Raw genomic sequence first — 24666 nt, forward strand, 5'->3', positions numbered from 1 at the left:
CGGCCATCCCCGCCATGTTCGAAGCACCTGCAGACGCGTGGTTCGTCTGGGCCGGTGTCGCGCTCGTCAGCGTCGCCGTCGCCGGCGTCGCACTCGAGTTACCGTCGACGCCGCCACCCGACGCGAACGCGGCTGCAAACGCCATCGACAGGGCGGCTGGCAATCCGTACGATGCGACCGTCACCTACGAACACGACGCCGAGGAGGTCCGACTCGACGCGAAACGCATCTCGCTGCGCGACGACGGCGACACGGCACACGCGAGCGTCGCGTACGGCAGCGTGGTTCCCGTGACGGGACACGACCGACTCGAGAACGTCACGGACGGGACGCCACTGCGAACGGAGTTCGACGGACCGTTCGCCGTCGTCGACTTCGTGAACGCGCTCGAGGACGCCCACGAGGACAACGCCGGTGAGTGGCACCCCTCGACCGGCCGGTTGACGGTCAGGACGATCAGCTGGGACGCTGGCTGGCAGTGGCGAGCGCTGCGCCTGTTCTTCGGCTGGGTGGACGGCGACAGCAGCCGGGATGCCCTCTCGAACAGGTACAGCTGGATCGAGTACGACCGCACCACGGAGCAGTACCATGTCACGCTCGTCGTCGCGTAGAGGGCAGACCGAACCGCTCGGTGCACTCGCCGCCGTCTTCGCGGTCGGCGTCGGGCTGACGATCTACGCCGGATTCGTCGCGGACGTCTCGCCCGGCGTAAGCGATCGCGCCGTCGAAGAAACTGTCCTCGAGCGTGCGTGGACGGACGCCGGAGCGGACGGCATCTTCGACGAGTCCACCGACGACCTCTCGGTTCCACCCGGACGGCTGCCAGATGGGTACAACGTCTACCTCGAGGTGACGACGACCGCGGACGATGGCGATTGCGAAACGGTCGCGTCGTTCTTCGTCGATGCCGCCGGGACACCGCGAGCCAGCGTCACACCACCGGCCGAGACGCGATCGGCGAGTCGGCCGATCGGGGTCCAACTCGAGGACGTACCCGCCGGTGACGTTCGCGGTGGTCGTCTTCGCGTGGAGGTCTGGTCGCGATGACGCGCTTCGCTCGCGACCGCGCCATCAGCACCGTCGTCGACGTCGCGCTCTTCTTGCTGCTGGTCAGTGCAGCGGTGACGACGCTGGCGCTCTTTCTCGAGGACGGTGACCGGGCACCCACCCACGCCGAAGCGGACCGAACCGCGGAGACGCTCGCGTCGACGACGACGTCGGTCGAGTACTCCCTCCGACCGGTCGCGCGAACCGACGACACTGGCACGTTCGACGACACCGATTTCGACGACGAGGCGTACGCCCGCGTCGCCCACGGACCGACGGCGGCGCTGCTCGCCGACGCCGCCGTCACGAACGTCCGGTTCGACGATCGGCGACTCACCGCCGCCGGCGAGGAGTTCGAGGACGCCGTCGATCGAACCGCGATGGGCGTCCTGCAGGGTGCGACCGACGACGTCCACGTCGTCGCCGTCTGGACCCCACACGACGGCTCGTCGATCGAGGGCCGGGCGACCGCGGGGCGGAAGCCGCCGTCGGACGCAGACGTCAGTACTGCCACGATGACCGTCGCGAGCGGGGTCCCTCCCGTCGACGACGATCGGATCACGGCCGCCTACGAACGCGGTGGCTTCGAAGCCGCCGCGCGACCGATCGCGACGGCGATCGTCGACGGCTACCTGCCGCCGTCAGAGAGCCGACTCGCACTCGAGCGCCAGAGCGTCGATCGTGCGCTCGTCGTCTATCGATATCAACGGCTGGCCGACATTCTCGGCGTTGACCTCGATCCCGAGGACGGTGTCGTGAGCCGACCCAACGCCAACGTGACGGCCGCAAACGAGAAACTCACCGACGAACTCGCGGTGCTGATCGCGGCCGACCTCGAGGCGGAACTCGCGTCCGACGTCGAGGACATCCAGCGGCGATATCCCGTCGACGAGCACGACGGCGAGATCGGCGAGGCGATCGCCGAAACCGTCTCGACGGGCGACGTGACGATAACCGTGCGAACCTGGGGGCGAGAGCCGTGACCGGCGATCGATGGCCGACGGTTCCGATCGCAGACGACGACCGCGCCCGCATCCCGTTCGCGCTGATCGGCGTCCTGTTGCTGGTCAGCAGCGTGACGATGGTCGGCGTACTCGAGTCCAGACCCGACCCACGGCCGGACGTCGACCCGTCGCTCGCGATGGACCGCACGGCAGCGGCGACGCAGACGACGCTTCGAAACGCCGTCGTCAGTGCTGCAAACGACGCTGCCAGCGATCCCGTCACCGACGCAAACGCCGCGGATCCGTGGGGTCGAGCGATCGACGGCCCGACTGCCGACGTGGTCTTCGAGCGGTCCCTGCGACTGCGGATCTACCGCGAACTCGAGGCAGGGCTCGCACACGCCGGCCAGACGATTCGAGACGACACCGTGACGCAAGTCTCCGTTCCCTCACTCGAGAACGGCCAGCAGTCGGCGGCTGACGCGATCGACAGAGTGGGGATCGAACGTGGGGGCGACGGCTCTCTCGAGCCCGGTCTCCTCGAGGTGACCGTCGAAGACGTCACCATTGCAGTCGAGCGCGACGGCGAACGGGTCGCCGAACGAACGCAGGACGTCACGGTCACGGTCGCGACGACGCTGTTCGAACTCCGGCAGAAGACCCAGGAGTACGAACGGCAACTGAATACGGGCTTCTTCGAGGCGGATGGGTACGACGGATTCGGTCGGTACTTCGCCGCACGAACGTACCCACTGAGCTGGGCGCGTGGCTACGCCCAGTACGGGGGTGCACCCGTCACGGAGGTGATCGCCAACCGCCACGTCGAGGTGCTGGCGAACGACGCCGTCTTCACCACACAGCGGGCGGTGTTCGGAACCACCGATCCGTACGAACAACGGACGATGATGAACGCGTGGGGCTGTCTGGCGGCGAAAGACGCCGAAGAAGTCTACGAGGGAACGTACGACGAGGAGCCGGCAGTCGTCAACGCCGAGGAGATCTGTACCGGTCTGGACTACGTCTACGGCGACGTCGAAGGCGAACTACCGCCACCGCCGGACACGTCGGATCTCCTGGCTGCCACACCCGGCATGGATGCGACGGAGACGATCTCTGTCAACGAGGTCGCCGACGTCGCGTTCGCCGAGGTGCTCGCGGAGGGCGAGATCGACGACGTGATCGACGATATCCACGAGATCGAGGCCAGTACGGACGTCTCGCACGTCGTCGACGACCACGACGAACCGGACGTTACGCCACCGCCCGAGACGTCCACCGATCCTGACAACTGGAGCGACCCGTCTCTGATCGAGGACACCACGACGACGTCGACCGCGAGCGTCGACCACGTCGCACACGATCCAGACACGTCACGTCTCGAGACCGACTACCACACCTTCCACGTCACCGTCGTCAACGAACACTACGAGCGACTGGAGTGGCGCTACGAGGGCAACCGATCGAAGACCGGGCTGCCGGCGGCTGTCACGGCGAACGACACGTCGACCTCGGAGTTCGAGATCGAGATCACGCTCTCGGGCGAGCACCCGGACGCCGACGTCGACTACAACGGCATCGAGACTGACTACGATCCCGGCGGGTGGCCAGCCCCGCTTTCGGACAACTACGACGGCGTTCCGGACGCCACCCTCGAGCGCCTGCTCGGACTCGATCCCGACCGCTCGCTCGAGTCACAACTCGAGGCACAACTCACCGATACCGAGGCGATCGAGAGCGCAGCAGCCCTCGAACGCGAGTTCCGAATCACCGACAGCGCGACGATCGACGCCGATCCATCGACGGAGCTGCTCACGGTCGAGATCGCACACGATCTGGCGCGGCTCCGCGACGAGGTTGCGGGCGTCAGCCACGAGTTCGAACGCCACGAGATCATCCAGGGCGAGCCGTTCGAGAAGTTGAAAACGAAAGTCGACGACGAACGACGGTACGTCTACGAGGGTGATCCGAACGGTGCCTACGACAGCGTCGCGGACAAGGCTCGCGTCGAAGTCCGACAAATCTACCTCGAGACGCTCCTCGCCCACATCGACGACGTCGCCGACACCCACGCGGATACCCAGGACGCACTCGAGGAGGAACTCGACGACGAGGTCGACGCGACCGACGACGCACTCGCTGACGTGACGACCTTCGCCCAGGACGCCCTCGCGGGCAACGTCACCGAACACGAGGGCGAACTCGAGGGATCGCCGCTTCTCGAGAACGTCACGTTCACGCCTGCCGGGTCGCCGACGTATCTGTCACTCGAGACGGTCGAGCGCGAGCAGGTGCCGGCGGTGGGCGACGGCGAGCACGCGCCGATGGCGGCGAAGAACTACAACTGGTTTGCGGTGCCGTACAACGAGAAATCGGCGGACTGGTTGGTTGAAGTGCTGGATTACTTCGACGATAGCGACGAGACGGAGGAGGTTATCACACTACGAACTGCAGGGGAGATGCTTCAGGCTGCCGAGTTGGCTGCAGAAATCAAGGAAGATGATGATTTCTTATCTTTCAGACGAGCGCAACTAAAATCAGAAATAGAAAATGAGCTTAATGCGATTGCCGGAAAAACAGCGGAAAGGGCCGCTAATACCGATCACCTTAGTGGTAAAGAAGACCACATCGAAAAAACTCTTAAAAACGAGGTGTTTCCATCTCTTGGAAATGTTGGACAACAGGCGATTAAACTCGGTGGTCAAGAAGGTGCAAAGCAAGTTCGCAGCATAGTGAAACAAGAACTAGAAATACCGGATGACACACCCTATGATAATACAGAGATTTGGAGAGAACACGCATCATCTGTGATAGTGTACGAATTGAGTAATTCTTTAGATGAAGGTGTGATCGATTCTGTTGATCGTGACGATCTAAATCAGATTAATGAACGAGTTCGAGATGAACTTGATCAAGTTACCAGAGACGTGATCGAATATCGGGTCCAAAACGACTCGGTCAACGCCACAAAACTTGAAGAAGAATGGCTGACTAACAAGGACAACGAAACCCGTAACCTGTCGCCGAGTCGGATCCCGGCGGGCATGCCAATCATGCCGATCCCGGGGTCGTGGTACGTGACTGCCAACGTCTGGGACATCGAAGTTGAGGGCGAGTACGCCCGCTTCGAACTACAGGCGAGTTCGGGAACGCCTGTGACAGTCGGAGGTACGACATACATCCGCGACGGAGAACCCGTTCAACTTAAGGGAGACGATACCACCCACACTATCGGTCACGCTGAGCCGATTTCTTTCTCGAGTCGAACGATGGTCCTAATCGTGGTTCCCCCTGGTAGAATCGGTGTCGGCGATCGAACAGGGGAGCGGACGGAGTGTTCGGCAACGTGGCCGAATGCCGGTGATGTTAACCAAGATTCACAAGAGGCAGATTGTTAGTCAAACATATATAATCCCATATGACTTATTCATAAGGTTATAATTAAGTCAAACTTCTTCAAGAGCGTAGATATTGCCATCGTTCGAGGTCACGTAAACGGATTTATTAAGAACGACCGGTCCTGACCATACGATTCCCTCGGTTTTGAATGTCCAAATTTGATTCCCCGTTTCTTGATCCAGTGCGTATATGGATCCATCCCCCGAACCAATATATAGAGTATCATCAACAATCGCTGGTTTTGCTCTGATCCCAAGACCAGTTTCATATTCCCACTGTTTTTCACCGGTGTTGGCGTCAACTGAATAAATATAGTTGTCACTACTGCCAATGTAGACGCTACCACCGGTGACTGAGGGGCTTGAATAGATCGTATCACTAGATTCTTCGAAGCGCCATTTTTCGTCACCAGTGTCGGCATCGATCGCGTAGAGATTGTGATCGCTACTGCCGACGTAGACGGTCCCATCGACGACGGCCGGGTCGCTGACAGTCATCCGCTCTTCGTCTTCATTCTTGAATCGCCACTCTTCCTCACCGGTCTCGAGGTCGATCGCTCGGAGTTGGTCCCACGTCCCGACAAAAGCGAGACCGTCAGCTACAGCAGGTGCTGCAGACGCACCATCGTGGAGTCCTGCTACCTGGTTTTGGTCGCCGGTTTCCCCACCGAGCGAAATAAGAGAGTAGCCGTCAGTGACGTAGACATCTGAGCCGACCGGGACAGCGTGACCCCACCGTCCCCGCTCGAGTTGTTCGTGCCAGAGTTCGTCCCCGCTGTCGGCCTCGAGTGCGTACATGTCGGTATGGGCACCGTTGTAGACGGTACCGTCGACGACGGCAGGATTGTAGCGGACGAGCGTTCCGAGGTCGGCTCGCCACTCTGTCTCACCTGTCTCGACGTCGATCGCGTAGAGGTAGTTGTCGTGCGAACCCGCGTAGAGCGTCCCGTCGACGACGGCCGGACTCGTCTCGAACGAGTCGTCGGCTTCGACGGTCCAGCGGACGGTGACGTCGTCTTTCGGGCCGGTCGTATCGGGGTGGTGGCCGGTGTTTCGAGCGTCGACGCCGTACATCGGCCAGGAGTCCGGCGTGACCAGCGTGTCGTCGCCGCCGATTCCGAGGAGGCCGGAACCGCTGGTGTCGCCACTCGAGTCGCGGTCGTCGTCGCTTCCGAGACAGCCGGCGAGGCCGGCAGCGGCGGTGCTGGCACAGGCGGCGAGCCAGTGCCGGCGGGAGGTCGTCCGTTCCATCGACACTCGAGATATATTGGTTCGAATAATAAAACTTAGCAATTATAGGTGAATGAGTGTGAACATAACTCCTGGCGGTACCTTCTCGACCACCTCGAGACACGGCGGTCGGCGATGGCAATTCCTATCAGGTCGACGGTCCTCGGGTCGGATATGTTCTACGAGCAGCGGATGACGGTGCCGGACTCGCCGGCAGAGCTGCGCGCGGAGTACGAAGACGACCTGGCCGAAATCGTCGATCGAGTGGGACTCGAGACGGCCGCCGACGCCACCGACGTCGACCGGGAGGCGCTCGAGGCGCTGGTCGACGGCGATTCGCCTGCGCTCTCGCTCGAGGACGCGGCACAGGTTCAGGCGCTCTCCGACGGCGAGCCGGACGCGGAGACGATCGTCGAGATGGCGGGTGAGCACCTCCTGCTGGGGATGTCGACGGCGGTGCTCGACGTGGAGACGGTCGCGAGCGAACTCGAGCTCGAGCTCGATCCAAAGGAGATCCAGCAGAAGATCGAGCGGCGAGCGCCCATGTCGTTCGAGGAGTACGTCCACGTCCAGTACGTGATCGCTGACGGGGCACCCTGAACGGTAATCCGCTGACAGCGACGGTTCGACGAGCGGTGTGATTATAGGCCGTGACTCCCGAGTTCGAGTATGCGCGTTGCCATTCTGGGCTGTGGATACGTCGGCCTCGAACTCGGTCGACAGCTTCTCGAGGCGGGACACGAACCGATCGGCGTCCGTCGGTCCGGGGCGGGCGTGGCGGCGATCGAAGAGAACGGGTTCGAGGGCGTTCGAGCCGACGTCACCGACCAGTCGTCGCTCGAGGCGGTGCCGGACGTCGACGCGCTCGTGTTCGCGGCGAGCAGCGGCGGCCGTGGTGCCGAGGCGGCCCGCGAGGTGTACGTCGACGGCCTCGAGACGGCCATCGAGGCATTCGGCACGCGGGACGAGCCGCCAGAGCGGCTGGTGTACACCTCCTCGACCGGCGTCTTCGGCGACCACGGCGGCGACTGGGTCGACGAGGAGACGCCAATCGAGCCGACGACGCCAAAGACGGAGGTGCTGGCCGAGGCCGAGCGGGTCGCACTCGAGACGCCGGCAGCGTTCGGGTACGACGGGGCAGTCGCCCGATTCGCCGGGCTGTACGGTCCCGATCGGTATCGACTCGAGCGCTACCTCGGGGGGCCGGTGACGGAAGGATATCTGAACATGGTTCATCGTGACGACGCCGCGGGTGCGGTCCGGTTCCTGCTCGAGGACGATCTCGCGCGCGGCGATGTCGTCCAGGTGGTCGACGACGAGCCGGTATCGAAGTGGTCGTTCGCCGACTGGTTGGCCGACGAGTGTGGCGTCGAGCGGCCGCCAAAGCGGACGAAAGAACAGCGACTGGCAGACGACGATCTGTCGGAGGCGGCCCGGCGGCGAATTCTGACCAGCAAACGGTGCTCGAACGCGTTGCTCCACGAACTGGGATACGAGTTCGTGTATCCGACGTTTCGTGAGGGGTATCGCGACGCGCTCGAGGCGTTCCGACGCGACTGTCAGTGACGCTGGACAGTCGACGAACGAGGGAGAAAGTTCTTGGTCGTTCACTTTGAGTGTGGGGTATGAGCTACCAGATCGCCCGGACGACCGGCGTGGTGCCGGGCGTCGACGACGTGCTGGTCGTCGACAGGGCGGTCGACGTGCTGGGAGACGTCGACCCGCTGGTACTTTCGCTGCTGGTGCTCGGTGTCATCACGTTGCTCGTCAGCGGGTGGTGGGCCGTCCGCTGGCTCCGGCGGCCGCCGGGGGTCCGTCTCAGACGCGTCCTCGGGAAGCACGACGAGGTGACGGTGTTGATGCACCCGAACCCGGACCCTGACGCGATGTCGACTGCGATGGGTATCGCGCGGATCGCCGAGTCCGCCGACACGGATGCGACGCTCAAGTACGCTGGTGAGATCCGCCACCAGGAGAACCGGGCATTCCGGACGGTCCTCGAACTCGACCTGGATCACGTCGAGACGAAAGCGGACCTCGCGTCCGAGACGGTGGTTCTCGCCGACCACAACGTCCCCCGTGGGTTTCCCGGTGCGCAAATGATCGAACCGGTGGCGGTCGTCGATCATCACCCCGGAAACGGCGCGGGGACGTCGTTTACCGACATCCGGACGGATTACGGTGCGGCGTCGACGGTCGTCGTCGAGTACCTCGAGGAACTCGGCGCGACGATGGATGACGACGAGACGGAGTCTGCGGACGGACTCACCGTCTCGTCCGAACTCGCGACCGGGCTCCTGTACGGTATTCTGTCCGATACGAATCACCTGACCAAGGGTTGTTCTGCGGCGGAGTTCGACGCGGCGGCGTTTCTCTTTTCGGGGATCGACGAGGATCTGCTCGATCGAATCGCCAACCCCCAGGTGGCAGACGAGGTCCTGCAGATCAAAGCCGACGCGATCAAGAAGAAACGCGTCGAGGGGTCGTTCGCGATCTGTGACGTCGGCGAGATCGGTAACGTCGACGCGATTCCACAGGCTGCAGACGAACTCATGCAACTCGAGGGGGTGACGGCGGTGGTCGTCTACGGCGAGAACGACGGGACGGTCCACCTCTCCGGTCGATCGCGCGACGACCGGGTGCACATGGGCGAGACGCTCCGGAACGCAGTAAGCGACATTCCGATGGCGAACGCGGGCGGTCACGCGCGGATGGGCGGCGGTCAGCTATCGGTCGACCACATGCACGGGATCGGTCCCTCGGACGGGATCAGCAGAGACGAGTTCGAGGACCGACTGTTCGCTGCGCTGTCCGGCGAGCGGTAACCCAGAAGCGACTCGAGCGTAGCCACGTCGGCGGTCAGTAGCCGCGTTTTTATTTCGGACGACCCTACGTCGGCCCATGGCAACCGGATCTGCGACGTGGGACTATCGCGACGCCCACCACGAGGAGTTCGGGCGGACGTACTTCCGGCGATTCGACGACGGCCTCGTCTCGAGTATCGGGCTTGGCACATACCTCGGAGAGCCGACCGACGAGGTCGACGACCGCTACGAGGCATCGATCCGCACCGCCCTCGAGCGCGGCTGTAACGTCCTCGACACGGCGATCAACTATCGCTGTCAGCGCAGCGAGCGAGTGATCGGGCGGGTCCTCGAGGAGGCGGACGTCGACCGGGACGCGGTACTCGTCGCGACGAAAGGCGGGTTCGTCCCGTTCGACGGCGAACGCCCGGAGAATCCGGGGCAGTACGTCAAATCGGAGTATGTCGACACGGGTCTCGTCGACCGCGAGGACCTCGTGGCGGGGAGTCACTGTATCGCGCCCGACTACATCGACGACCAGCTCGATCGCTCGCTCGAGAACCTCGGCGTCGACACCATCGACCTCTACTACGTCCACAACCCGGAGACGCAACTGCGCGAGCGCTCCCGCGAGGAGGTCTACGACCAGCTCGAGGAGACGTTCGTGCGACTCGAGGAGCGGGTGGCCGACGGCGACATCGCCCACTACGGCGTCGCGACGTGGGAGGCCTTTCGGGTTCCGGAAGATCACCCGTCGTATCTCTCGCTGCCGGCGGTCGTCGAGCGTGCGAGGGCGGCGGCCCGCGAGGCCGACACGGACGCCAGCGGGACGCACTTCCGGGCGATCCAGCTCCCGTTCAACGTGGTCATGGCGGACGCGTTTACGGTCGAAGCCCACGAGACGCCCGACGGGCGGAAGTCGGCGCTCTGGTTCGCCGCCGACGCGGGCCTCGACGTCTTCACGAGCGCGAGCATCGCACAGGGAGATCTCGCCCAGGAGATTCCGACCGACGTCGCCGCCCAGCTCGAGGGCGAGACGACAGCCCAGCGGTCGATCAACTTCGCACGGTCGGCACCGGGCGTGACGTCGTCGCTCGTCGGGATGAGCCGCGTAGAACACGTCGAAGAGAACGTCGCTGCGGGGACGTTCGACCCGCTCGGTGCCGACGCGTTCGACGCCGTCTTCGAGTGATACTGTCGGTTGTGATACTGTCGGTTGTGATACTGTCGGTTGTGATACTGTCGGTTGTAACTGTTTTCACGGCCGGAAGTGCGAGCTAGCGAAGCTCTTTCCACTCGCTCCCGCAGTCGGGACACCGCCGGATCGTCGTGATCGTGTCCGGATCGTTCTCCGTCTTCAGTGGCTTGCCACACTCCGCACAGGTGACTCGCTCGTAGGTGTCCTTGACGAGTTCGCCGTCTCGAAGTGCCTTCCGGATCGATTTCATGTTCGTCCCATTCGGAGGTAGGGGAGAAAAAGACCGGGGCTTCTGTGACTGTTATCCCACCTGATAGTTCCGTGTCGACTCGGAACTGTTGAAGTGTTAGACGGTCAGATTCCATCCATGAGCGACGCGTCGAACGGACGATTCGGCGGGCGACGCTCCGTCTTCGCGTCGCTGTGTGCGATGGTCTTTCTCGTCAACCTCGGTCGGGTGATCTACGCGCCGCTGCTCGAGCCGTTCCGGGCGACGTTCGGCGCGAGCGCGGGGGAGGTCGGCCTGCTGGCGACGCTCGCCTGGATCGGCAGCGCGTCGCTTCGAGTTCCGACCGGCTACCTGCTGACGAAGTTTCCGCGACACCGACTCGTGCTCGCTTCCGGGCTCGTCCTCGCCGGCTCCTCGGCCTTTGCCGCGACGGCGACTTCGCTCGAGGTGCTGTACGCGGGTGCGTTGCTCATGGGCGTCGCCAGCGGGGTCTACTTCGTCTCGGCGAACCCGCTCGTCAGTGAGCTGTTTCCGACGCGCGTCGGGCGGGCGATCGGGATCCACGGCACCTCGAGCCAGGTCGCGGCGGTGGTCGCACCGCTGATGGTCGGGGCGTACTTCGCCGTGACGTGGCCGATCGCCGCCTGGCGCGTGGTCTTCCTGACGATTTCGATCGCCGCCGTCGTCTCGACGGTCGCGCTCTCTGTCACCGCCAGGCGGACAACGCTCCCGACGGCTGGCACCGAGGACCGCCGTCTGCGCGTCGCACTCGAGCGCCAGTGGCCGATCATCGCGACGGGAGTGTTCGTCATCGGCTTCGCGGGGCTGGTCTGGAACGGCCTGTTCAACTTCTATGTGACCTATCTCGTCGAGGTCAAGGAGTTCTCCGAGCCCCGAGCGCGGACGTTCCTGACGATTCTCTTTGCGGCTGGCGTTCCGGCCTTCGCCGTCACTGGCTACGTCGCTGACCGCGTCCGGTTCGTCCCGCTGTTGCTCTCGATCCTGGTCGGGTTCGGCGCGTCGCTGGTCGCGCTGACCGTCGTCGAGAGCGTGCTCGCGATTCTCGTCGTCACCGCCGTCACCGGCTACGTCGCCCACAGCTTCTTTCCGGCCGTCGACACCTACCTGCTCGCCTCGTTTCCCGACGAGAACCGCGCCAGTGCGTACGCGCTGTACAGCGGGACGATGATGCCGATCCAGGCGACCGGAAGCGTCGTTCTGGGAACGCTCGTGGACCTCGGGGTGGGGTACGACGACCTCCTCCAGGCGTCCGCCGTCGGAATCGCCGGAATCATCCTCGTGCTGGCCGCGCTGAACGCCGTCGGACGGGTGCCCACCGGCGTGAACGGGTAACGCGAACGGTTCGCCGGAGTCGTGGTCGTTTTCACCGTCCGCCCGAAGGGGCGACTGATGGAGTACGTACAGGAGCGAATCGCGACGCTCCACGACCTGCCCGGGGAGTCGCCCGCCGGTGCCCGCGAGCGGCGGGCGACCGACGCCGCCGTCGTCGTCCCGATGACCGACCGGGAACACGCGAGCCTCGCCGCAGAACGGGTCCTGACCGAACTCGAGCGGGTCGACCCCGCCGCCGTCTTCGTTCCCGTCCGCGCGGCCCCCGAGCGGATCGAGTCGTTTCGCGAGTGGCTCGAGTCCTTCGACCTCGCGATCCGCGTCCTCTGGTGTAACGCGCCGGCGGTCGAGGAGTTGTTGACCGACGCGGGACTGGCGAACGGCTTCGGCAAGGGCAGGGACGTCTGGCTGGCTCTCGGCCCAGCGGCGGCGACCTGCGAACACGTCGTCGTCCACGACGCGGACGCGAGCAGCTACGAGGCCGGCCACGTCGCCCGACTGCTCGCTCCGCTCGAGATGGGGTTTGTGTTCTCGAAGGGGTACTACGCCCGCGTGGAAAACGGTCGCCTCTACGGGCGACTCTGTCGGCTCTTCTACGAACCGCTCCTCCGGACGCTCGAGGCAGAACACGACGCGCCGATCGTCGACTATCTGGGCGCGTTCCGGTACGCGCTCGCGGGCGAGTTCGCCGCGACGGCCGACCTCGTCCGGCGATTGCGACCCCCACGCGCCTGGGGCCTCGAGGTCGCTACACTGGGGGACGCCTTCGAGCACGCCGGCTTCTCGGGGACGGCGCAGGTCGACCTCGGCCGGCACGAACACGACCACCGCTCGGTCGCCGGCGACACCGGCCTCGAGGGGATGAGCCGCGAGGTCGCCGACGCGCTGTTGTCCGTCCTCGAGGACCACGGCGTCGACCCCGACTACGAGGCACTTCCCGACCGGTACCGGGAGACGGGCCGGCGACTGATCGACCAGTACCGCGCCGACGCCGCGTTCAACGGCCTCGAGTACGACGCTGCCGCCGAACGCGAACAGCTCGACCGCTACGCCGAGGCGATCCGGCCGCCGGATTCCGACCGACGCCTGCCGCCGTGGACCGACGCTCCGTTCGCGCCCGAGGCGGTCGTCGCCGCGGCGACGCCGTGGCTGGAGGGATAGGTCCGCCGGTCCGGACGGTTCCAGGATCGGACGTTCCCGCTACTGGCGTGTGATTTCAGGCGCACAAGACTAATCTGACCACTCCTCGTTGTCTCCCGCATGGACGCGACCGCCGATGAACTCGCCGGCGTGGTCGACCTCTTCGGCGGGTTGACCCGTGACGAACTCGAGCGTGCGCTCTCGGAACTCGCGTTTCGAACCGACGGGCAGTCGGTCGACGGCGCGACGGTCGACGACGCCATCGAGGACGCTATCGAGCGATTCGCACTCGTCCGCTACGAGCGGATCGCACCGCCGGCGGAACGCTCGACCGCCGCCTCCCTCGACGAGCCACTGCTGGTCGCCGGACCGACAGCGTTTCCCTCGCCGCCCGAACACGCCGACGACCTCCCGCACATCCTCGAGATCGAGCCCCGATCGCCCGACCGCGGGGCGCTCGGCGAGCAGGTCTTCGAGCGCTTCGCACGGGCAGCGATCGACGCGCTCGAGGAGGACGACGACGAACGCGTTCGGGAGCTACTGGACGTAAGTTACGACATCGAAACGTGGGCACCGATCGACCTCGCGGACGAACGCGCTCGCCTCGACGATGAACTCGACTGACGAGATGGTACGAATGAACCTCGAGCCGGTCGCCGGCCACGAACCGGTCGAAATCGACGATCAGGAGTACGACGCAGCCGTAATCGCGCCCGTCGTCGACCGCGACGGCGAACACCACCTGCTGTTCACCAAGCGCGCCGATCATCTCGGCGAACATCCCGGCCAGATGAGCTTCCCGGGCGGTGGTGCAGAGCGACAGGATCGGACGATCCTCGACACCGCCCTCCGGGAAGCCTACGAGGAGATCGGACTCGAGGAGACGGAGGCGGAGGTCGTCGGCCAGCTCGACGACATCCGGACGGTGACCGAGTACGCCGTCACGCCGTTTGTCGCCCGCGTTCCCGACCGGGAGTACGTGCCGGACGAACACGAGGTCGCCGAGATCGCGGTCCTCTCGCTGTCGGAACTGCTCGATCCCGACAACTACGAGTACGATCGCCGGTCACACCCCTACTACGGCGACGTCGTCATCCACTACTTCCACGTCGACGGCTACACCGTCTGGGGGGCGACGGGGCGGATCCTCGTCCAACTGCTCGAGTTGGCGACCGAGTTCGAAGCGCCGGAACGCGTCGACCGGTCGTCGACGTGAGCGGTTCCGACGACGTCGACCGATCGTCACTCTCATCGCATCGTCTGGTTGGATGGGTTGGGGGTGGGGGTGGCCGACGACCGCTCGAGTGACACCACGAGCGGTCCGGCCGAAAGTTGAGGATGGACAACATGTGACGCGATCGACCGGGATCGCGCGCCGACGTGCGAGGTATGGATCACGAGCGCACGTCGCGGCGATTCCGTCTCGCGTCGGTGCCTGATCCGGGCTGTCGTTCGGCAATTCGAGCCATGGACTCCGCCGATCCCGCGTTACCGGGACGGCTGTCGGCTCGGCGTTCCGACGAGGCCGGAACGCGACTGCATTGACGACTTGTCGAGCGACAAACGTTGTCCTGTCCCTTCAAAATACAGGCGTAGATGTGCCCCCGATCGGATCGAGTCGGACGGGCGCGTCGCCAGACCGGTAGTAGGCCACCTGTCGGGGCGTTACCTTTTTGCCCGCGTGTCGCGGATCTCGCCGTACATGGTCGCACAGACGATGGATCGAGTTCCGCATCCGTACCGTTCGTAGACTCTTCTCCGTCGCGCGAGGTGGTCGTCGATGTTGACGGACGCCAGCGTGTTCTCCCGCGCTGGCCTGGACGCCATCGCCGTCAAACCCGCCGAGTGCGACGTCTCGAGGGCCACGTCCGTCCCGGTCGACACCGTCGCGATCGACTACGAGGGACGCGAGTACCTTCCCGACCGCGAGACGCTCGAGTCGCTCGCCGCCGACGGGGACGCCCTGTTGACGACGCCGGTTCGCGCCGACGGGTTCGACCCGCTGGGCGACGACTCGCTGCTCTCGACGATTCCCGAGGGTGTCGGGCGCGTCCTCGTGGCCGGCCACCCGGCGTACCTCTCCGCCGAGGAGCAACGACGCGCCGTCGCACCGCGTCTCGGCACAGCGCTCGAGACCGCCCCCGACGCGTGGGTCGGCACCGAAAGCGTCGAACGGATCGCGATGGCGACGGGCGCGACGCAGTACGACCTGCTCTCGCGGACGACCGAGCGCGAACTCCGCGGCCTCCGTGCCGCCGGGTTCGACGGCGACGTGGCCGTCTACGCCCCGACCGTCCTCACCGACGACGACGACGCCGTGCTCGACGCCGTCGGGGGCTACGTCGCCCGCCGCCGCCCGGTCACACGGGCGCTGCCCGACGATTCGACGACGGACGCGACGGCGACGGGACGCACTCGAGACGTCTTACTCGCCGCCGCGGACGACTACGCGCTCGTCGGCACCGCCGGCGAGGTCTGCGAGCAGGCCGACGCCCTTCGGGAGGCGGGCGCGACGACGATCGTCGGCTACCCCGCGCTGGGTCTCGAGTCGCTGCTCGAGTGATCGATTCGCCCCGTTTTCGAGCGCCTGCTGCGAGTCGAATCACCCACAGGTAAGTGGGTGCCACTCCCAGCCACCTGCATGACGCTGTTGGTCGAACGAACGACGACGGCCGCGGATCGACGCGACGCGGACTGGCCGGGTGATCGACGGTGAACGGAGAGTCGAGCGGTGGCGATCCCGGCCCCGACCTCGCCGTCGGGGCCGACGCCTTCGTCGACCGGGGCGCGGGACTCGAGGTCGCCGTCGTCGGTGCCGGTGCCGTCGGCGCGACGGCTGCCTACGATCTCGCACGCGAGGGTGCCGACGTGACGCTGTACGATCGAGGGACCGTCGCCTCCGGCTCGAGCGGTCGCGCCGCCGGGATCTGTTACGACGCCTTCGCCGACGGACTCGACGCCGAGATCGCCGGCGACGCGATCGAACGCTTCCGTGCGCTGTCGGGCGACGATACGTTCCCGTTCCGGGAGTGTCCGTACGTCTGGCTGGCCCGGGAGGACGACCAGGAGCGCGCCGCGACGATCCGCGAGCAGGTCTCGCGGATGCAAGACCACGGCGTCGTCGCCCTCGAGATGGACGCCGACGCGCTCGCCGATCGGTTCCCCGCGCTCCGGGTCGACGACGTCGCGGTGGCTGGCATCGCCGGCGCGGCCGGCTACACCGATCCAGCGCGGTACACGGCCTGTCTCGCCGCGGCGGCGACCGGTGCCGGGGCGACCCTCGAGACGCACGCGCCGGTCGATGTGCGGATCGATCCGCCGCGAGTCGCGCTCGAGGACGGCGAAGAGCGCGAGGTCGACGCCGTCCTCGTCGCCGCGGGCGCACATACGAAGCGGGTGCTCGCGGCCGCCGACGTTCCGATCGCGATGAAACCCTACCGGGTGCAGGCGCTCGTCGCCGACGCCGACCTCGAGGAGCCGATGTGCTACGACGCGACCGGCGACTTCTACGTCCGCCCCCATCCCGACGGACTGCTGGCGGGCGACGGCACCGAACCGGTCGAGGCGGACCCGGACGACTACGACCGAACCGCAGACTCCGACTTCGTCGACGACACCGTCGCACGGATCGGGAAGCGATTCCCCGACGTCGACCTCGAGGTGAGCGACGCCTGGGCCGGACTCTGTACGGCGACGCCAGACGGGGACCCGCTGGTGGGCGAGCTCCGCGACGGCGTCTACGTCGCGACCGGATTCCAGGGACACGGCTTCATGCGTGCGCCAGCGATCGGGAAACGGATCGCCGGACAGATACTTGGCGACGACGGCGTCGACGCGTTCGATCCGACGCGGTTTCCCGGCGAGGAGGAGTTCGAAATCGTGGAGGGAATGCGGATCGACGGCGGGTGAGCGCTATTCGTCGATCTCGATCCGCTCTGTGTCGTCTTCCGGTTCTTCGGACGACGTTTCCTTTGGAATCTCGATGTTCAGCGTTCCGTGCTCGGTCAGGCGGGCCGTTCCGGCGTCGGGGTCGACCACCGCGTCGTCGGGCAGTTCGGCCTCGCCGTCGAGCGCCATCCCCCTCCCGGGAAAGCGCATGTCGAAGCCTTCGTAGAACTCGCGGAACCGATCGATCCGGATCTTCACCGTGGCGTCGAGATACCGGACCTGGACGTCCTCTTTCTCGGCTCCGGGGGCGTCGAAGACGACGAGGTACGCGTCGTCGTTCTCGAGGACGTCGACGGGGAGCGATCTGTGTTCTTGCACGTGGCTGCTCGCGCGTCCGATCTGGCGATAGAGTTTGCTGCCGACGGACCGACTGACGTCTCTGAAACTCACGGGGCGTCACCTCCGACAGGGACCGGAAGCGGGTCGCGGCGAAAAGTGGAGTACTCCATGTCGGTACGATAGCCTACGCCACCCGCATTCTTATTGATTTTGGTACAAATTAAATAAACGTCAGACGATTTTCGGTGGTGGGGATCGACGCTGACCGACCGTCAGAGTTCGATCTCCTCGAGACAACTCGTCCCGCCGCAGTACGGACACGAGAAGTCGTCGACGGTCGTGTCGTCGGGCATGTCGTAGGTGTAGTGCAGTTCGAACATGTCGAGCGTGCAGTCGTCGTCCGTACAGACGACCTCGAGTGTCGCGGGCATAGACGGCCCTACTGGCGGGACGACCATCAACGCACGGGTCCCGGTTCCGGACGCCGGGACCGTCGTGTAGTCACCGTTTTAGGCCTCGAGTGGCTACGTCGGGTCATGTCCGACCCCGATCCCGACTCGCTCACAGTCACGCTCGTCGACGGCTACGTCGACGAGCCGGCGCACTTCGGGGTCCCGCCGTACGTCTCGACGTACCCCCGGTACACGGCCGGCGCGCTCGTCGACGCCGGCGTCGCTCCCGACCGGATAACCTACCACACGATCGACGCCCTGCGGGACGACCCCGACCGGTGGCGGGACGTCGACGAGGCCGACCTGCTGATCTACCTCGGCGGGATGACCGTCCCCGGCAAGTACGTCGGTGGGACGCCCGCCGAACCCGACGAAGTCCGCAAACTGGCCTGGACCGCGAGCGGCACGAGTCTCATGGGCGGTCCGGTCAAGTTCGGCGTCGGCGACGAGAACGCGGGCGCGATCGAGACCGAACGCCAGGACCTGGACTTCGACTTCGTCGCGAAAGGCGACGTCGAGGCTGCCGCCTACGACCTGGTCGAGAACGGCCTCGAGGGGTTCAACGATCGGATGCGCGACGTCCCCGAGGTCACGCAGTGGGCCAGGAAAGGCGCGTTCGTCGTCGAACAGCACCCGAACCACCCCGACTACCTCATCTGCGAACTCGAGACCTCCCGCGGTTGTGCCTACCGGTGTTCGTTCTGTACCGAACCGCTGTACGGCAACCCGAGTTTCCGGCCGCCCGAGACGGTCGTCGACGAGGTCGACGCCCTCTCGGACCACGGGATCAAGCACTTCCGGCTCGGCCGGCAGGCCGACATCCTGGCCTACGGCGGCGACGGCGAAGCGCCGAACCCCGACGCCCTTCGCGACCTCTACGGCGGCATCCGCGAGGTCGCCCCCGACCTCGAGACGTTGCATCTCGACAACATGAACCCGATCACGATCGCGAAGTGGCCCGAGGCCTCGCGGGAGGGTATCCGGATCATCGCCGAGCACAACACGCCCGGCGACACGGCGGCGTTCGGCCTCGAATCGGCCGACCCCGTCGTCCAGGAGGAGAACAATCTCGCGGTCTCGACGGAGGAGTGTCTCGAGGCGGTCCGGATCGTCAACGAGGAGGGGGGCTGGCGGCCGGGAGAGGAGGGCGAGGCGCACAGCGCCTCGGGAAGCCGAGCGGCGAAGCCGCGAGGCCCCTCGACCGGCGAGAACGCCCCGAATCGCCTCCCCAAACTCCTCCCGGGGATCAACCTCGTCCACGGGCTCAAAGGCGAGCGCGAGGAGACCTACGAGCACAACCTCGAGTTCCTCCGTCGAATCTACGACGAGGGGCTGATGCTCCGGCGGGTGAACGTCCGCCAGGTGATGGCGTTCGCCGGCACCGAGATGTCCGATACCGGCGCGGAGATCGCCCGCGAGCACAAAAAGCAGTTCAAACCCTACAAGCGCCAGGTGCGCGAGGAGATCGACAACCCGATGCTCGAACGGGTCGCGCCGCCCGGAACCGTCCTCCCGGACGTCCACCTCGAGTACCACCAGGACGGCCGGACCTTCGGCCGCCAGCTGGGCACCTACCCGCTACTGGTCGCGATTCCCGGCGAGCGCCCCATCGGCGAGACGATCGACGTCGCGGTCGTCGACCACGGCTACCGGTCGGTCACGGGGGTCCCGTACCCGCTGAATCTCAACGCGGCATCGATGGACGAACTCACCACAGTTCCGGGCGTCGGGAAACGGCGGGCCGGCGACATCGTGGTCAACCGGCCCTACGAGTCGGTCGCCGACGCCGGGGTCGACGCCGAGGTCGACCTCTCGCGGTTCGCGACCGCCCGCTCGAGCGAGCAGGCCGACTGATACGGTCTGCTGTAACTATTTTCCGCGGCGACCGCCCGACGGGACGCGGTCGCTGCGGTAAGGACTTACAGTGGTCCGTACGAGCGGTCGTGCGGCGCGTCGGCGGAGACTCAGACTTCCCGAACGCCGATGACGCGATCCTGGAGGTACGGGAGGTGCATCGCGTTGTAGACGATCTTGACCTCGTCGGTCGTCGGGACCGCCTGACACGTCAGGATGATGTTCTTCTCCTCGACTTCCTCCTCGGTGAGGATGAGGTCCATGTCCATCGACACCTCGCCTTCGCGCAGGATAGCGGCGCAGTTCGCACACGACGCGGCGCGACACTCGAAGGGCCAGTCGTAGCCGTTGTCTTCAGCTGCGTCGAGGATGTACCGGTTTTTCGCCACCTCGAAGCGCCCGTAATCCGTCGGATCGAGGTCCGCCACCGCAGCCTTCTCGAAGAGGTCGTCGTCGTCCAGTCGCCAGCCACGTTCGTCCAGTACCTCGTAGTTGAGATACTCGAGCGTGCGCGTGTCCCCGTCGTCCCCCTCAGCGTCACGGCCGACGCGAATGTTGGGCAAGTCCGTTGACATGCGTTCTCATTTGCCGTGTGGACACATAACAGTCGCGGACGTTCTCGATTCGCCGACGCCACGAGCGGGGCCGTCGGTGCCGATCGATCGGCTCCGATCGTTCACGTTCATCGGGACGCGGTGGACGTCGCACGCTCGCCGACGTCGCCGAGTTCGGCCCACTCCTCGAGGTTCGAGTCTGGCACCGCGATTTCGGCGACGACGGCCTCGCAGTCTGCACACTCGGTCCAGACGTACGTCCGTGCCTTCTGACAGCAGGGATCGACGCGTTCGTGGTCCCGGTCGACGTCGCCGCCACACGCTGGACAGTGATCGAGCAGGAGCCGCAGTCGAAGGAGGACGTCGAGTCGCGCGTCGCGGTCGACCTCGTCCCAGTCGGCGAACCAGTCGTCGAGCACCCGCGCGGCGGCGACGTCCGCGACCAGCGCCGCTTTGGAGTCCCACTCGAGCAAGCGAGCGCCGTCGACCGAAAACGCCAGCGTGTCGCGTTCCGTGATCTCGTCGGCGTCGACGACCGCGGCGACCTCCTCGAGCGACGGCGGGACGTCGCGGTATCGTCGTCGCTCGCGGTGCCATCGATCCCGAAACGCGTCGGTGAGGCGAAGGCCGTCGTCCGACGCAGCACGCGTCGTGACTCCCGCGTCGGTGAGCGCAGCCCAGACGGGCTCGTCCGCGCCACACTCGAGCGTCCGCTCCTGGACCGCCGCCTTCCCGAACAGCCGAAGGACGGACGCGGGCAGGTATCGCTTCGTGAGCGTCGGCGTCCCGGGGACGAGATAGCCCCTGGCGTAGATCACGCCGACACAGGCGAGAAACGCCAGCAGTCCCGCCGGAACGGTGGTGTAGAAGCCGATCGCCGTCGCCAGGCCGACTGCGATGGTCACGTTCACCGCGGTACACGGCAGACACCGGTTGCTGCCGGTGTACTCCGGCTGTCGCAGGCGGCCAGCCAGGTCGCTGACGAGGCGCATGACGTGTCTGGTAGCTGGTGACACGAACTGGACCATAAAACTTCGTCAGCGTCGGTCTCGTGGTTCGAGCGCTACTCCCCCTCGAGCGGCTCGCCCCGTCGCGTGACTTTCGTCGCGGGAAGGCCGGCCCGCTCTGCGTGCTCTCTCACCGCGTCCTCGCTCTCGGCCCGGTACCGACAGAAGGTTCCGACGACGCTTCCCTCGTCGTTCGTCAGCACCTCCGACTCCTCCCAGCTGATGTCGACGCCCTCCTCGCGGAGGTTCTCGAGCGTCTCGCCGGACGCCGTCGCCGCCTCGTCGAGTTCGTCGTACGTGATCGGCTCGTCTAACTCTCGGAGGATTAGAAACTCGCGCGTGCCATTATCTGACATGACACATGGGACTGTCCACAGAACCGGTTGTAACAATTTCTAAATATTGCTGAGGTGTTTCGCCGGTAGCGGTCGGAGATACGCTTATGCGATAGTGCATAGAGGGTTGGGACAAATGCGCACGCGTACCTTCTGGGCACTCGACGACGAGGACGAGGACGTCGTCGAGCGGCTGGCGGCCGGGCTCGGGGCCGACGCCGGCCGGGTCCTCGCGTACCTGCTGTTGCGTGCCGACCGCGAGCGCGAACCGGCGACGACCGTCCACCTCCGGATCGGGACCCGACTGAACCGGGCGGCTGTCGTCGACGCCGTCGAGCGACTCGAGTCCGTCGGACTGCTCGAGCGCACGCACGTTCGAGACGACGATCCCGGTCGCCCGCCGACGGCGTGGCGACCCGTCGGCGACCCCGAGTCGGCCGTCCGCTGTGCGTACGAACGCCACGCGGACGAGTTGCTCGACCGGGCTGCTGATCACGCGGGGATCGAGGATGACCGTTCCGGGTCGACGACCGGCGACCTCACCGTCGCGTTGAACTGGCGGCCGAACGGGCTCCACCTCCCCGTCTACGCCGGCGAGACGGCGGGGTGGTACGACGAGTTCGGCGTCGACGTGACCGTCGACCACTACGAGGGATCGCGACGCGCTCTCGAGCGGGTCACCGCCGGCGACGCAGACGTCGGCGTCGTCGGTGCCGCGACGGTCGCCCGCGCACGAGCGACGGACGTCCCGGTCGTTCCGATCGCGGTCCTCTACCAGCGGGCGATGACCGTCCTCTACACCGTCCGCGAGGCGTTCGGCGAGCCGCTGCGGAGCGTCGAGCAGCTGCAGGGGCGGCGGATCGGCATGCCGCCGAACTCCGAGACGCGGGTGCTCGGTCGGCTCTTCCTCTCGCAGACGGCGTTCGCCGACGACATCCGAATCGTCGACACGACCGGCGAGGAACGGGACGCGCTGCTCGCGGGCGAGGCGGACGTCGTGACCGGGTCGATCACCGATCCACGACAGCTTGAGCGGCAGGGGAGAACGGTCGACACGCTCCCCATCACGGATCACTTCCCCATCTACGGGCCGACGGTGATCGTTCGCGAGGACGTCCTCGTCGATCGGGCCGCGGCGCTCGCGGGCTTTCTCGCCGGAACGACGGCCGGCTGGGCCGACGCGCGATGCGACCCGGAGCCGGCCACAGCGCGGGTCGCCGCGGTGGCCGACGACGAACCGGCGTCGATCCGGCGGACGTTCGAGCGGGCGGCCTCGAGATTCGGCGAGAGCGACGCCATGCGCGAACGCGGCTGGGGGTGGCAGCGCCAGGAGATGTGGGATCGACTCCGAATCGCACTCGGACAGGGGCGACTGCTCGACGAATGATCGAACTCGACGACGTCACGGTGGCGTTCGAGGACTTCACCGCGATCGCGGACGTCGACCTCTGCGTCAGCGGAGACGAGTTCGTCACCGTGGTCGGCCCGTCTGGCTGCGGAAAGACGACGCTCCTGCGGACGATTGCCGGACTGCAGGAGCCGACGACCGGCACCGTCCGCATCGACGGACGGCCACCTGACGTCGCCCAGGCGAACGCCGACGTCGGGTTCGTCTTCCAGCAACACACCCTGTTGCCGTGGAAGAGCGCACTCGAGAACGTGGTGTTCCTCCGGACGATGGCCGACGACCCGCCGGAGCGAGAGCGGGCGCGGGCGTTGCTCGCGTCGATGGGGCTCGAGGGGTTCGAGGACGCGCGCCCGCAGGCGCTGTCCGGCGGGATGAAACAGCGCGTCGCGATCGCCCGCGCCATCCACCTCGGCGCGGACGTCCTCCTGCTGGACGAACCGTTCGGCGAACTCGACGAGATCACCCGCGACGAACTCGGCGTCGAGATCAGAGCGCTCTGGCGGCGCGAACGGAAGACCGTCGTGTTCGTCACCCACAGCGTCCCCGAGGCGGTGTTCCTCGCCGACCGCTGCGTCGTGATGGGCGGACAGCCGGGACGGATCCAGCGGACGTTCGAGGTCGACCTGCCGACGCCGCGCGACGAGGAAGTGTTCGGCTCGAGCGCGTTCCAGCGCCAGGTCGCCGCGGTGCGACGGACGTTACACGAAACCCATGGCCACGAGTGAACGCGTTCGCGCCGCCGCGGCGGACGTGCTCTACCCGGCGAGCGCGCTCTGTGTGGGCATCGCGCTCTGGTGGACGATCGTGACGTTCGCGGACGTTCCGTCGTTCGTGTTGCCGTCGCCGCGGGCCGTCGCCGCCCAGCTCCTGGGAAATCCGACGCTGTACGCGCACAACGCCTGGAACACGCTCGAGAAGGTCGTCTACGGGGGTGCCGTGGGTGTCCTCGCTGGATTCCTGCTGGCGGCGTTCGTCGCGTACGTCCCGTGGTTTCGGCGGGCGATCTACCCCTCGCTCGTGACGGTCAGGGTGTTGCCGAAACTCGCGATCGCGCCGTTGCTTCTGATCTACCTGGGGACGGGAACGACGACGGCGACCGTGTTCGTCGCGCTCGTCACGTTCTTCCCGCTCGTGTTGAGCACGGCGGCGGGACTCGACCGGGCACCGGCGGAGCACCACGACCTGTTGCGGTCGGTAAACGCCAGCACGCTCGAGCGGATCGCGTACGTGGACGTCCCCTACGCCCTGCCGGACGTCTTCGCCGGGCTCAAGCAGTCGGTGACGCTCGCAGTCGTCGGAGCCGTCGTCGCCGAGTGGGTCGTCGCGGACGACGGCCTCGGATTCATTATCCTCCTGGGTTCGGAGAACGTCCGTCCCGAGGTCATGCTCGCGGCGCTCGTCGTCCTGTTGCTTGAGGGACTCGCCCTCTACGGCGTCGTCGTGCTCGCACAGCGCGGCGTCCTCCGGTGGGTGGGTCTCGAGTTCGAGTGAT

Annotated in this window: 25 protein-coding genes; 18 read left to right on the forward strand and 7 right to left on the reverse strand. The window is 66.0% G+C overall.

All coding sequences use genetic code 11. From position 1 onward, the window contains the following. The first annotated feature begins 14 nt into the window (after positions 1-14). Genes MU558_RS11100 through MU558_RS11115 form a run of 4 tightly spaced genes read left to right on the forward strand, consistent with a single transcriptional unit; the run spans position 15 to position 5386 of the window. On the forward strand, positions 15-611 hold the full coding sequence (locus MU558_RS11100; protein ID WP_246966339.1) for a DUF7283 family protein: 597 nt from the start codon (positions 15-17) through the stop codon (positions 609-611). After that, entirely contained in the window at positions 589-1047 is a 459-nt protein-coding gene (locus MU558_RS11105) for a DUF7285 family protein (RefSeq protein WP_246966340.1), read from the forward strand. Before MU558_RS11100 ends, MU558_RS11105 begins: the two co-directional genes overlap by 23 nt. Further along, the gene (locus tag MU558_RS11110; protein WP_246966341.1) at positions 1044-2030 is read left to right on the forward strand and encodes a DUF7284 family protein; all 987 of its coding nucleotides are present in this window, start codon (positions 1044-1046) and stop codon (positions 2028-2030) included. The genes MU558_RS11105 and MU558_RS11110 overlap by 4 nt, the downstream gene beginning before the upstream one ends. Then, positions 2027-5386 carry a DUF7286 family protein gene (locus MU558_RS11115; protein WP_246966342.1) on the forward strand — a complete coding sequence of 1120 codons (3360 nt, stop codon included), beginning with the start codon at positions 2027-2029 and terminating at the stop codon, positions 5384-5386. The genes MU558_RS11110 and MU558_RS11115 overlap by 4 nt, the downstream gene beginning before the upstream one ends. Before the next feature lie 48 nt (positions 5387-5434). Here the strand turns inward: MU558_RS11115 and MU558_RS11120 are convergent, their stop codons facing one another. Then, the gene (locus MU558_RS11120; RefSeq protein ID WP_246966343.1) at positions 5435-6637 is read right to left on the reverse strand and encodes an outer membrane protein assembly factor BamB family protein; all 1203 of its coding nucleotides are present in this window, start codon (positions 6635-6637) and stop codon (positions 5435-5437) included. Positions 6638-6790: 153 nt separating this feature from the next. Between MU558_RS11120 and MU558_RS11125 the strand changes: the two genes are divergently transcribed. From MU558_RS11125 to MU558_RS11140, 4 genes are all read left to right on the forward strand, one after another. Beyond that, positions 6791-7216, forward strand: coding sequence for a DUF5791 family protein (locus MU558_RS11125; protein ID WP_246966344.1), 426 nt, complete (start codon positions 6791-6793; stop codon positions 7214-7216). A gap of 69 nt (positions 7217-7285) precedes the next feature. Then, positions 7286-8182 (forward strand): SDR family oxidoreductase, encoded by an 897-nt coding sequence (locus MU558_RS11130; RefSeq protein ID WP_246966345.1) that lies wholly within the window; start codon positions 7286-7288, stop codon positions 8180-8182. Between the two features lie 59 nt (positions 8183-8241). Further along, complete coding sequence (locus tag MU558_RS11135; protein WP_246966346.1) at positions 8242-9441, forward strand: DHH family phosphoesterase; 1200 nt, start codon at positions 8242-8244, stop codon at positions 9439-9441. Positions 9442-9517: 76 nt separating this feature from the next. Then, positions 9518-10612, forward strand: a complete 1095-nt coding sequence (locus MU558_RS11140; RefSeq protein ID WP_246966347.1) for an aldo/keto reductase — start codon at positions 9518-9520, stop codon at positions 10610-10612. 85 nt (positions 10613-10697) lie between these two features. Here the strand turns inward: MU558_RS11140 and MU558_RS11145 are convergent, their stop codons facing one another. Next, positions 10698-10868 (reverse strand): HVO_0758 family zinc finger protein, encoded by a 171-nt coding sequence (locus MU558_RS11145; protein ID WP_246966348.1) that lies wholly within the window; start codon positions 10866-10868, stop codon positions 10698-10700. A gap of 117 nt (positions 10869-10985) precedes the next feature. On the opposite strand from MU558_RS11145, the gene MU558_RS11150 reads away from it, so the two are divergent. From MU558_RS11150 to MU558_RS11175, 6 genes are all read left to right on the forward strand, one after another. Further along, positions 10986-12200, forward strand: a complete 1215-nt coding sequence (locus MU558_RS11150; RefSeq protein WP_246966349.1) for an MFS transporter — start codon at positions 10986-10988, stop codon at positions 12198-12200. Positions 12201-12257: 57 nt separating this feature from the next. Then, positions 12258-13358 (forward strand): glycosyltransferase family protein, encoded by a 1101-nt coding sequence (locus MU558_RS11155; RefSeq protein WP_246966350.1) that lies wholly within the window; start codon positions 12258-12260, stop codon positions 13356-13358. 99 nt (positions 13359-13457) lie between these two features. Then, complete coding sequence (locus MU558_RS11160; protein ID WP_246966351.1) at positions 13458-13961, forward strand: DUF7109 family protein; 504 nt, start codon at positions 13458-13460, stop codon at positions 13959-13961. Positions 13962-13965: 4 nt separating this feature from the next. Further along, positions 13966-14553: an NUDIX hydrolase gene (locus MU558_RS11165; protein ID WP_246974954.1), complete on the forward strand. Its 588-nt coding sequence runs from the start codon at positions 13966-13968 to the stop codon at positions 14551-14553. A gap of 564 nt (positions 14554-15117) precedes the next feature. Continuing rightward, positions 15118-15900 (forward strand): DUF7388 family protein, encoded by a 783-nt coding sequence (locus MU558_RS11170; protein WP_246966352.1) that lies wholly within the window; start codon positions 15118-15120, stop codon positions 15898-15900. A gap of 149 nt (positions 15901-16049) precedes the next feature. Next, positions 16050-17246: an NAD(P)/FAD-dependent oxidoreductase gene (locus MU558_RS11175; protein WP_246966353.1), complete on the forward strand. Its 1197-nt coding sequence runs from the start codon at positions 16050-16052 to the stop codon at positions 17244-17246. Between the two features lie 3 nt (positions 17247-17249). Here MU558_RS11175 and MU558_RS11180 read toward each other — a convergent pair whose 3' ends face one another. Beyond that, positions 17250-17675 (reverse strand): Hsp20/alpha crystallin family protein, encoded by a 426-nt coding sequence (locus MU558_RS11180; protein ID WP_246966354.1) that lies wholly within the window; start codon positions 17673-17675, stop codon positions 17250-17252. 161 nt (positions 17676-17836) lie between these two features. Beyond that, complete coding sequence (locus tag MU558_RS11185; protein ID WP_246966355.1) at positions 17837-17995, reverse strand: DUF7559 family protein; 159 nt, start codon at positions 17993-17995, stop codon at positions 17837-17839. A 105-nt stretch (positions 17996-18100) separates the two neighbouring features. Between MU558_RS11185 and MU558_RS11190 the strand changes: the two genes are divergently transcribed. Beyond that, complete coding sequence (locus MU558_RS11190; RefSeq protein ID WP_246966356.1) at positions 18101-19870, forward strand: radical SAM protein; 1770 nt, start codon at positions 18101-18103, stop codon at positions 19868-19870. Positions 19871-19980: 110 nt separating this feature from the next. Here MU558_RS11190 and fer read toward each other — a convergent pair whose 3' ends face one another. The 3 genes from fer to MU558_RS11205 all read right to left on the reverse strand — a co-directional run bounded on the left by fer (position 19981) and on the right by MU558_RS11205 (position 21787). Continuing rightward, positions 19981-20445, reverse strand: a complete 465-nt coding sequence (gene fer / locus MU558_RS11195) for a ferredoxin Fer (protein ID WP_246966357.1) — start codon at positions 20443-20445, stop codon at positions 19981-19983. A 107-nt stretch (positions 20446-20552) separates the two neighbouring features. Continuing rightward, positions 20553-21452, reverse strand: a complete 900-nt coding sequence (locus MU558_RS11200; RefSeq protein WP_246966358.1) for a DUF8054 domain-containing protein — start codon at positions 21450-21452, stop codon at positions 20553-20555. A gap of 35 nt (positions 21453-21487) precedes the next feature. After that, positions 21488-21787, reverse strand: coding sequence for a DUF4242 domain-containing protein (locus MU558_RS11205; protein WP_246966359.1), 300 nt, complete (start codon positions 21785-21787; stop codon positions 21488-21490). 115 nt (positions 21788-21902) lie between these two features. On the opposite strand from MU558_RS11205, the gene MU558_RS11210 reads away from it, so the two are divergent. Genes MU558_RS11210 through MU558_RS11220 form a run of 3 tightly spaced genes read left to right on the forward strand, consistent with a single transcriptional unit; the run spans position 21903 to position 24665 of the window. Further along, entirely contained in the window at positions 21903-23153 is a 1251-nt protein-coding gene (locus MU558_RS11210) for an ABC transporter substrate-binding protein (protein WP_246966360.1), read from the forward strand. After that, positions 23150-23899: an ABC transporter ATP-binding protein gene (locus MU558_RS11215; protein WP_246966361.1), complete on the forward strand. Its 750-nt coding sequence runs from the start codon at positions 23150-23152 to the stop codon at positions 23897-23899. The genes MU558_RS11210 and MU558_RS11215 overlap by 4 nt, the downstream gene beginning before the upstream one ends. Next, the gene (locus MU558_RS11220) at positions 23886-24665 is read left to right on the forward strand and encodes an ABC transporter permease (protein WP_246966362.1); all 780 of its coding nucleotides are present in this window, start codon (positions 23886-23888) and stop codon (positions 24663-24665) included. Before MU558_RS11215 ends, MU558_RS11220 begins: the two co-directional genes overlap by 14 nt. Position 24666: the final 1 nt, after the last annotated feature.

Origin of the sequence: Natribaculum luteum (assembly GCF_023008545.1) — an archaeon.
In the GTDB taxonomy this organism is placed as follows: Archaea; Halobacteriota; Halobacteria; order Halobacteriales; family Natrialbaceae; genus Natribaculum; species Natribaculum luteum.